Raw genomic sequence first — 7,572 nt, 5'->3', positions numbered from 1 at the left:
CCACCTCCATCGACATAAGACCGCTCTCCACAAGACTGCCTCCCGCCAGGGAATCAGTCTTCGCCGATCTTCGCAACAAAGATGTGTGCATCAAATAGCCGGTGACCGGGCTTTCTTGCCACCGTCATCTCAAGCGCGAACTTCTTCGCGCGAAAAACTTAGCGCCAGCGTCGGGGCGCCAGGACCACACGACTTCGCCGTCCGTGACGCGCGTGCTCGTCAGTCACACCCATCGCGTCCACCGCATCTCACCGCAACGTTCGTGACGATCGCGAGCCGCCCCTCATCCGCCGTGAGACGCGCGGAGTTAAATCACTGATTTGCCCGACGGCGAAAGCGGAATGTTTTTCGCTGCAGGGCTGGACAGACTTTTGGTGATTTGCCCGTCGGGTTGATTTGTCGCATGCAAGGTAGCCACATCGTCATTGCGAGCGCAGCGAAGCAATCCATAGCGCCGCTTGTGGAGACGTGGATTGCTTCGCTGCGCTCGCAATGACGGCGGTGGCCATGCGCGCGAAAGGCGGTGGGTTACGCTTCGCTAACCCACCCTACGAAGCTGCGCTTTGCCCACCCTACGGCGTCAACGGCCCATGAGTTGGTCGGCGAAATAGCCGATGGTCTTGCGGTACACGACCGCTCTGTTCCATTCGCGCATCGCTTCGAAATTGGCGCTGCCTTCCTCGTAAGATGCGCCCATCTTGAAGCCGTTGGTGTGCAGGAGGTTCGCGGTGGAGGCGAGCACGTCGGGCACGCTATGGCGGAGATCGACATGGCCGTTGCCGTCGAAGTCGACGCCGTATTTGATGTAGGACGACGGCAGGAATTGGGTCTGGCCGATCTCGCCGGCATAGGCGCCGATCATGTCGTTGAGGCGGAGATCGCCGCGCTGCACGATCTGCAGCGCCGAGAGCAGTTCGTTCTGGAACAGCTCGGTGCGGCGGCAATCATGCGCGAGCGTGGCGAGCACGCGGAACACCGGCAGCTTGCCCATGTCGCCCTTGCCGAAATCGGTCTCCAATCCCCAGATCGCGACCAGGATCTGGCGCGGCACGCCGTACTTCTGTTCGATGCTCGCAAGCAGCGCCGCATGACGCTGTAGCATTGCGCGCCCCGTGTTGATCCGCCCGGGCCCGACGCGGGTCGCGACATATTGCTGAAAGCTCTTGCGGAACGTGCCACGCTGGCGCCGGTCGAAGGCAAGCACGCCCGCATCCTGCTGCACGCCATCGAGCCCCTGCGAGATCACGTTTTGCGAGATGCCGGCCGAGGCCGCTTCCTGCGAAATGCCGGCAATGAAAGCATGGAAGTCACCGCCGCAGCGGGCGGCATAGGCGGGGGCAGAGAGGGAGGGAATGCCAAGGACGATTACAAGGACGACAACGCGGATGTAGCGCATGGTTCGGAATTTTCCTCCAAAAAAGATGGCGCGTAACCGCACCGATCGGGGTTCTAGCATCCTATGTGGCCCGCGGCGAGCGACCTTCCCGTGAGTCGCCGACACGACTTCTGGTAGCATTTTTTATGGAGATCGCTTACGTTAGGGACATATTACTTTAAGCCGATTTTTGGAGATAAGGATGAGCAACTCAGATTCTCAAAATAATTCCCTTGCGAGCAATCCGCTGTCACAATTTCTCACGCCGGAAGCGATGTTGACGCCGGGCGTCGCGGGTGCGCTGACGATGATGATCACGAATGCACTGACCGTGAATTTCTCGATGCCACGCGCGTGGGTCGGTCTCGGCCTGAGCTTTGTGTTTGGATTGCTTGTCCTGGTGACAACGCGAAATCTGCTCCAGAAGGCCGTGTTCTATGTGCTCAACTCGCTGGTTATCTTCTGCGTGGCTGCTGGCGCAAACGGCCTCGGGGCGGGAGCCTCACAACGCGTCAGCCTGTCCCTGACAACAACGGCCTTCGCTCAAGACATAACTTCCTCCCAAAAGCAGCAGACGCTGGAATATTGCTCGAATCTATCCGCCGCTGTTGCGGAGGCCCAAAAGGCCAATCAGCCGCCGGACAAAATTCTGGAACTCATCAAGCCGTGCCAGACCGTCAGCAAGGATATCTTAAGGAGCGGCATAGCTGGTGGAGCAAATAGCGTAACCCAGCCCACGGGCAGATTCTTCTCCCCGTGGAAATTCTAGCAAGTGCACGGTTGGCCGGTCAGGAGGCGGCGTTCTTCGGCGAACGCCTTTAACGCGAGATCATGCCCGCGAAACTCACCTCCGTCAAAATGCCAACGAGACCTTTTGCCGCGCGGCTTGGCGCGCGCGGTTGGCGTTTCCTCGGCGTACTACGGCACCTTACGCGCCCGTGCACGTTTGAGCGGTCGCGCGAACCGCGTTATATGGATGCGGCGCGGCTCGGTGTTGCCCTTCATTGCGGAGGCAGCTTATGAGATCAATCACCCGTCGTTTCTTCCTGTCGCTGGCGGCTGCCGTTAGTCCGGCAGCGGCAATGGCCCATCATGGTTGGGGCGGTTACGACACCTCCAAGGCGTTCACCGTCACCGGCGAAATCCTGAAATCTGCATTCCAGAATCCGCACTGCGAGATCGAGATGGAGGTTGGCGGCAAGCACTGGCACTTCGTGCTGGCGCCGCCCTCGCGCATGCAAAATCGCGGAATCACGCCGGACCTTATCGCGCCGGGCAAGACCTGCACCGTGTTCGGCTATCCCCACACCAGCAATCCGGACGAGGCCCGGATCGAATACATCATTCTCGACGGCAAACGCTTCGAATTGCGGTAGGCCAGCGTGGAGCAGCATCCGGCCCCGCCGATCTTCCTGGCCTTGCAGGAAAGCGCGCTCGGGCATCTGATGCGCAACTCACCCGCGCTTTATCCCGCGGTCGAGATCCTGCACATCCTCGGCTTCGTTGTGCTGGTGGGATCGATCCTGGCCCTCGATGTCAGGTTGCTCGGCTTGGGACGCGCGATTCCGATCCAGCCGATGGCACAATTGCTGCTGCCTTTGTCACGCGTCGGTTTTCTTCTCGCGATCGGTATGGGTTTCCTGCTGTTCAGCGCCGACGCGGCGCATGTGGTGCGCAATCCTGCGTTCCAGGCCAAGCTGTTTCTGATCGTGGCCGCGCTGGTCAATGTCGTGATCGCGCATTCCGGCCCGTGGCGACAAGTTTCGCTCTGGGGAGGCGAAGCGTCCGGTGGCGCAAAGGTCACTGCGCTGCTGTCGCTTGTACTGTGGGTCGGCGCCGTCTGCGCCGGGCGTCTTATAGCGTATTTTTGACAGGCTTCGCCCCATGGATCGCATCCGCCTTGCCATTTTCACAATCCTCCTCACCCTCTGCGCCGCGCCTGATATCGCGAGCTCCGACGAAGCTGAGGCCTGGACCGCGCTGCGCGCAGGCCGGCATGTTGCCCTGATGCGGCATGCCGATGCGCCGGGTGGCGCAGGCGACCCGCCCGAGTTCAGGATTGATGACTGCGGCACGCAGCGCAATCTCAGCAGCAAAGGCCGCGCGGACGCCGCAAGGATCGGTGCGCGGCTCAGGTCGGAAGGGATTGCGGTCGAGAAAATCCTCTCTTCGCCCTGGTGCCGCTGCATTGACACTGCAACGCTGCTGGAACTGGGGCCGATCGAAGTCGAGCCCGCATTCGGCAACGTGGTGGTGCTCAGCGATCAAACCACAGCTCTGACCGCCGGGGCACGCGCGGTCATCGACAAATGGACCGGGAGCGGAATCCTGCTTGTCGTGACGCATGGCGCAAATATTCGGGCACTCACGGGCGTTTCGCCGGCGAGCGGCGAGATTGTCGTGGTCCGAAGCGAGGGTGGCGGCAGCAAGCCCGTGGGTCGCCTGATTCTCGATTGACGCATCGTGGATGCGCCAAGCGCGCGATCGGGCCCGACTTAGGAACGAAGCTGGAGCCATGCCGGTTATGAGTCAGAACCGGGCTCCGGCTTTTCAATTCGCCGGTTTGTCGGCTGAGCCGCCGTCCCTGTCGCCTGGAAAATGCGATAGGATTTCGTCATGAGCGACATGCAGGAAGAGGCGCCTTCGCCGCGCCAGTCTCTTGTTTTCCGAGCGCCGCTATTTCGGCTGCTTGCGATCAATCTCGCCGTCGGTGTCTTGGTTGCGGTGTTGTTGGTCGGCGGCCTGCTGCTGCTCAATCCCGGCCACCTGCGTGACCTGATCCTGGCCGATGACAGCCCTGGCGTTGCGCTCGGGCTGCTCTTGTTCGGCTTCATCGTCACGCTGGGCTCGAGCGCGATGGGCACGGCGATCATGGCGATGGGACAGCAGCAGACCGACGGCGGCCCGCGACGCGGGCGCGGCCAACTCGTGGCGCAGACGGTCGCCGCCATGGCGCCAACCCAGGGCAAAGCGGCGTCCGGCAGCTAGAGCGCCGTAGCCCGGGTGGAGCGCCAGCGTAACCCGGGACCGCCGGTGAGTATTGACGCAGCCGTCCCGGGTTGCGCGGAGCCTGTCATCGGGCGCGCGTTCGCGCGACCCGTTGGCTCCACCCGGGCTACCAGGCTTGCAGGATTAGCCTCGACTTCAATGCAGGTTGAACAGGTTCTTCACCAGTTGCCCGGACATGATATCCGCGAAGGACAATTTGATCTCCGGAGCGGCCGGCGGCGCCGGGCTGGCCGGCGCGACCGCGGGAGCCAGCGGTAATGGCGGCTGCACCGCCGCAACCTTCGGCGCCTGCCGTTTGACAACCTTCTTGGCCTTTTTCTCGATCTCGACCGCCGGCGGAGGCGGAGGCGCTTCGGCGACCGCGCGCACCGGCGGCGGTTCGCTTGGCGGCACAGCTTCGGCCAGCGTCGGCGGCGGCACAATGGTGGGCAGGCTGGTGTCCATGACGACAAGTTCGGGTGGCCGCTCGAGCGAAGCAATCCGGATGGCCGGCCACTCGACCGGCTCACTCGCCTCCTCGGTTAACGATTGTGGCACGCACCAGTCAGCGATGTACAACAACGCAAGAAGCGATGCGCCAACCCAGGCGATGTATCGTCCGACAGGCATAACCATCTCTCGTCACCATGCTGATGTGACGAGGAGCAAAGGCCGTAATTCCTGACGGTTGGTAACCGCGACGAGGTTTGCGGGGAAATATCGAAACGTGGTTACCGTCCCAACTGAGGACTCTGAAGAGTTAATCAGCGAGAGTTCACCTATCAGCGAGAGTCGCGCCGCAAGGCACGGAAGCAGCGTCAAGCCATCTCTGACGGCACGGCCACGCCGACCGCTGGCGGCGCGGCTTCACCCTCGGCCGGCGTGGCTTTGCCGGCGTCCGCGCTTACGCGCGGTGCATTGATCAGGCTCACCAGCGTGTAGCTGATAATGAGCAGAAGAAACCATGAGCCGAGCTTGTCGAAGGAGACCATCGACCAGCCGTGTCGCTGTGAGGGGTAGAGCCAGATTTTGGTGAAGGTCCCGATATTTTCGGAGAACCAGATGAACAGCGACACCAGCAGGAGGCCGAGCAGGAGCGGCATCGAGCGGTATTCGCGCCAGACCTTGAAGCCAACCGTGGTGCGGCCGAGCAGCCATGCAGCGGCGGCAAACAACAGCCAACGCGCATCAGGCACGAAATGGTGGCTGAAGAAATTGACGTAGATCGCCATGCTGAGCAGGATCAGGCTCAACCGCCGCGGATGGTCAAAAAAACGGAAATCGAACAGCCGCCAGACCCGGCAGAGATAGCTGCCGATGCAGGAATACATGAAGCCGGTGAAGAGCGGCACGCCGCCAATCCTGAAAAAGCTCGGCTCCGGATAGATCCAGGAGCCGACCGACGTCTTGAAGATCTCCATCACCGTGCCGACGACGTGATAGATCAGGATGATCTTCGCCTCCTCTGGAGTCTCCAGCCGGGTCGCGAGCAGCACAGTCTCGACGGCGATCATGCAGAGCAAGAGAAAGTCGTAGCGCGGCAGCGCCGCATCTGCCGGATAGAACCGCCAGGTGCCGATCATCAGCGCGACCGCAATCCCGCCGAACAGGCAGGCCCATCCCTGCTTCACGCCGAAGCGAAAGAATTCGTAAAGCGCCGCGGACCATCGCCGCTGCGCCATGAACAGTCCGAGGCGGTGTTCACCGGCGATGAATCGGCGAAGCGGTGGCCAGATGGCGGCGGCGCTGATGTTGGGCTCGGGCATGCCGGCTCGCTGGGTCGGACGGTGATGCATGGCTGCCGAAGCTGACGGCATAACGCGGTCGAAAGTGGGCAAAGATTTGCAGATTTCGCTTAGCGCGGGGGGAAGCTCACATTCATTGCTGCGGGGCAGGCAGTCGCAGCAACGCCCGTTATTTTCTTTGACAGCGGAGCCCTGATCGACGACAAGCCGCCATGGCCAAGAAACCCGGGACCAATCCCAAAGGCGAGTTCGCCTTTTTCAATGTCTTCTATGAAGACGGCTCGCAACGCTCCAACCGGCGCGTGCCCGCCGAGTTGCTCGGCGGCCTCGACGGCGACGAACCGGCGCGCGGCTACATCCTCGAGCAGGACCGCGAGATCGCCGAGAAATCCGGCCGGCCGCCGCTCGCGATCAAGAAAATCGAGCGGGTCGGGGTGAAGAAGAAATAGGCCGCCGGCCCGTCGACCTTCGTAGAGCATATTCGGGAGACAAAACCGGCGGGCCTTCGTCCGCCGTTTCGTGGATGGCTGGCCAATCATACGCCCGGTTTCGCGCTCGACGGCGAACGGCAAATCAAGCTGCTACGTCGCGAACCAACGTTCCGCCGGCCTCGTAGCCAGCCTGGTGCGGCATCGTAGCCATTTGGCCAGGTCGGCGCTCCCTATTTCGATTAAAGCCCAAGCAAAGCATTCGGGCACTTTCAGCCGCTCGACCTTGGGGCCGCCATGAGCCAATATTCCGGCAAGACCTCAGCATCCCCTTGCTCACCGAGCGATAGTCTACTAGGCATTATAAGTTGCACCAACGTCAAAGAACCTCCGATGCGTGTCATCGCGGTTGGCTCTAGAGACTATTGAAGATGAAGCATAGTGACCGTCCAATATTTCGTCCACGCGAAGACGTTCTCGGAAGATCCGAATTTTCACTCGCCCTAGCTCGAGCGATTGACGGGCTTGTTGTGGCTCAGGACGGTTTCGTAATCGCACTTATTGGCGAGTGGGGCGCCGGTAAGAGCAGCGTAATTGAAATGACACTTCGCTCCCTTACCCACCTCGATATGGAAAGGGAAAGCGCACGAGTTCCAGACCGCAAGGGCACATCGAAAATACTTACTCTCGAAGAGATCGAATCACTGGCAGAAAAATATGATCTCATTCGAGATAAGGTTGCTGCGCACGACGCCTCCAATCGGGATTTCTCGAAAGCACAGCGAACTTATCGCCTGAACCTCTTTCATAGCTGGCTAGGCTCGCAAGAGAACACTGACAAAGCGGATCAATACTGGGTTCTGCTGGACTCCATTCGAAACAATCGACGTACCATTCAGGTGCGTTTCTCGGGGATGTCCCGGGTTCTGTTGAATTACTGAAGAGGTCGGCGTTGCCCACCTTGAGCCGGTAGGCTCGGGGTGCTGATTCCACAAAGGAGAGCAACGCCATGACGAGAGATATCACACCGGCTGGT

General features: G+C 60.9%; 10 protein-coding genes. 7 read left to right on the top strand and 3 right to left on the bottom strand.

The features are described 5' to 3' along the window. Positions 1-580 precede the first annotated feature (580 nt). On the bottom strand, positions 581-1,396 hold the full coding sequence (locus ACZYOF_RS40905) for a lytic murein transglycosylase (protein WP_463719295.1): 816 nt from the start codon (positions 1,394-1,396) through the stop codon (positions 581-583). A gap of 181 nt (positions 1,397-1,577) precedes the next feature. Here ACZYOF_RS40905 and ACZYOF_RS40900 point away from each other — a divergent pair, with 181 nt between their 5' ends. The 5 genes from ACZYOF_RS40900 (at position 1,578) to ACZYOF_RS40880 (ending at position 4,363) form a co-directional block, all read left to right on the top strand. After that, complete coding sequence (locus ACZYOF_RS40900; RefSeq protein WP_463719294.1) at positions 1,578-2,144, top strand: hypothetical protein; 567 nt, start codon at positions 1,578-1,580, stop codon at positions 2,142-2,144. Between the two features lie 250 nt (positions 2,145-2,394). Continuing rightward, complete coding sequence (locus tag ACZYOF_RS40895; RefSeq protein ID WP_130583562.1) at positions 2,395-2,751, top strand: DUF6152 family protein; 357 nt, start codon at positions 2,395-2,397, stop codon at positions 2,749-2,751. Positions 2,752-2,757: 6 nt separating this feature from the next. Continuing rightward, positions 2,758-3,246: a hypothetical protein gene (locus ACZYOF_RS40890; RefSeq protein ID WP_463719293.1), complete on the top strand. Its 489-nt coding sequence runs from the start codon at positions 2,758-2,760 to the stop codon at positions 3,244-3,246. 13 nt (positions 3,247-3,259) lie between these two features. After that, on the top strand, positions 3,260-3,832 hold the full coding sequence (locus ACZYOF_RS40885; RefSeq protein ID WP_463719292.1) for a histidine phosphatase family protein: 573 nt from the start codon (positions 3,260-3,262) through the stop codon (positions 3,830-3,832). Positions 3,833-3,991: 159 nt separating this feature from the next. Then, positions 3,992-4,363 (top strand): hypothetical protein, encoded by a 372-nt coding sequence (locus ACZYOF_RS40880; RefSeq protein WP_394569858.1) that lies wholly within the window; start codon positions 3,992-3,994, stop codon positions 4,361-4,363. 156 nt (positions 4,364-4,519) lie between these two features. On the opposite strand, the gene ACZYOF_RS40875 is transcribed toward ACZYOF_RS40880, so the two are convergent. Both ACZYOF_RS40875 and ACZYOF_RS40870 read right to left on the bottom strand, forming a co-directional pair. Then, positions 4,520-4,993 (bottom strand): hypothetical protein, encoded by a 474-nt coding sequence (locus ACZYOF_RS40875; RefSeq protein ID WP_463719291.1) that lies wholly within the window; start codon positions 4,991-4,993, stop codon positions 4,520-4,522. Between the two features lie 188 nt (positions 4,994-5,181). Then, positions 5,182-6,129 (bottom strand): DUF817 domain-containing protein, encoded by a 948-nt coding sequence (locus ACZYOF_RS40870; protein WP_463719290.1) that lies wholly within the window; start codon positions 6,127-6,129, stop codon positions 5,182-5,184. Positions 6,130-6,320: 191 nt separating this feature from the next. On the opposite strand from ACZYOF_RS40870, the gene ACZYOF_RS40865 reads away from it, so the two are divergent. After that, complete coding sequence (locus ACZYOF_RS40865; RefSeq protein ID WP_028168455.1) at positions 6,321-6,557, top strand: hypothetical protein; 237 nt, start codon at positions 6,321-6,323, stop codon at positions 6,555-6,557. A 410-nt stretch (positions 6,558-6,967) separates the two neighbouring features. Further along, positions 6,968-7,477: a P-loop NTPase fold protein gene (locus ACZYOF_RS40860; RefSeq protein WP_463719289.1), complete on the top strand. Its 510-nt coding sequence runs from the start codon at positions 6,968-6,970 to the stop codon at positions 7,475-7,477. Positions 7,478-7,572 lie beyond the last annotated feature (95 nt).

This window comes from Bradyrhizobium sp. LeoA1Lang (genome assembly GCF_055413685.1).
Note: the sequence above shows the minus strand (reverse complement) of the source record. Positions and strands in the feature narration are given on the sequence as shown.

Bases quoted from the DNA above. Each gene is read 5' to 3' on its own strand.
- ACZYOF_RS40905 (WP_463719295.1), bottom strand. From the start codon at position 1,396: ATGCGCTACATCCGCGTTGTCGTCCTTGTAATCGTCCTTGGCATTCCC.
- ACZYOF_RS40900 (WP_463719294.1), top strand. From the start codon at position 1,578: ATGAGCAACTCAGATTCTCAAAATAATTCCCTTGCGAGCAATCCGCTG.
- ACZYOF_RS40895 (WP_130583562.1), top strand. From the start codon at position 2,395: ATGAGATCAATCACCCGTCGTTTCTTCCTGTCGCTGGCGGCTGCCGTT.
- ACZYOF_RS40885 (WP_463719292.1), top strand. From the start codon at position 3,260: ATGGATCGCATCCGCCTTGCCATTTTCACAATCCTCCTCACCCTCTGC.
- ACZYOF_RS40880 (WP_394569858.1), top strand. From the start codon at position 3,992: ATGAGCGACATGCAGGAAGAGGCGCCTTCGCCGCGCCAGTCTCTTGTT.
- ACZYOF_RS40875 (WP_463719291.1), bottom strand. From the start codon at position 4,993: ATGCCTGTCGGACGATACATCGCCTGGGTTGGCGCATCGCTTCTTGCG.
- ACZYOF_RS40870 (WP_463719290.1), bottom strand. From the start codon at position 6,129: ATGCCCGAGCCCAACATCAGCGCCGCCGCCATCTGGCCACCGCTTCGC.
- ACZYOF_RS40865 (WP_028168455.1), top strand. From the start codon at position 6,321: ATGGCCAAGAAACCCGGGACCAATCCCAAAGGCGAGTTCGCCTTTTTC.
- ACZYOF_RS40860 (WP_463719289.1), top strand. From the start codon at position 6,968: ATGAAGCATAGTGACCGTCCAATATTTCGTCCACGCGAAGACGTTCTC.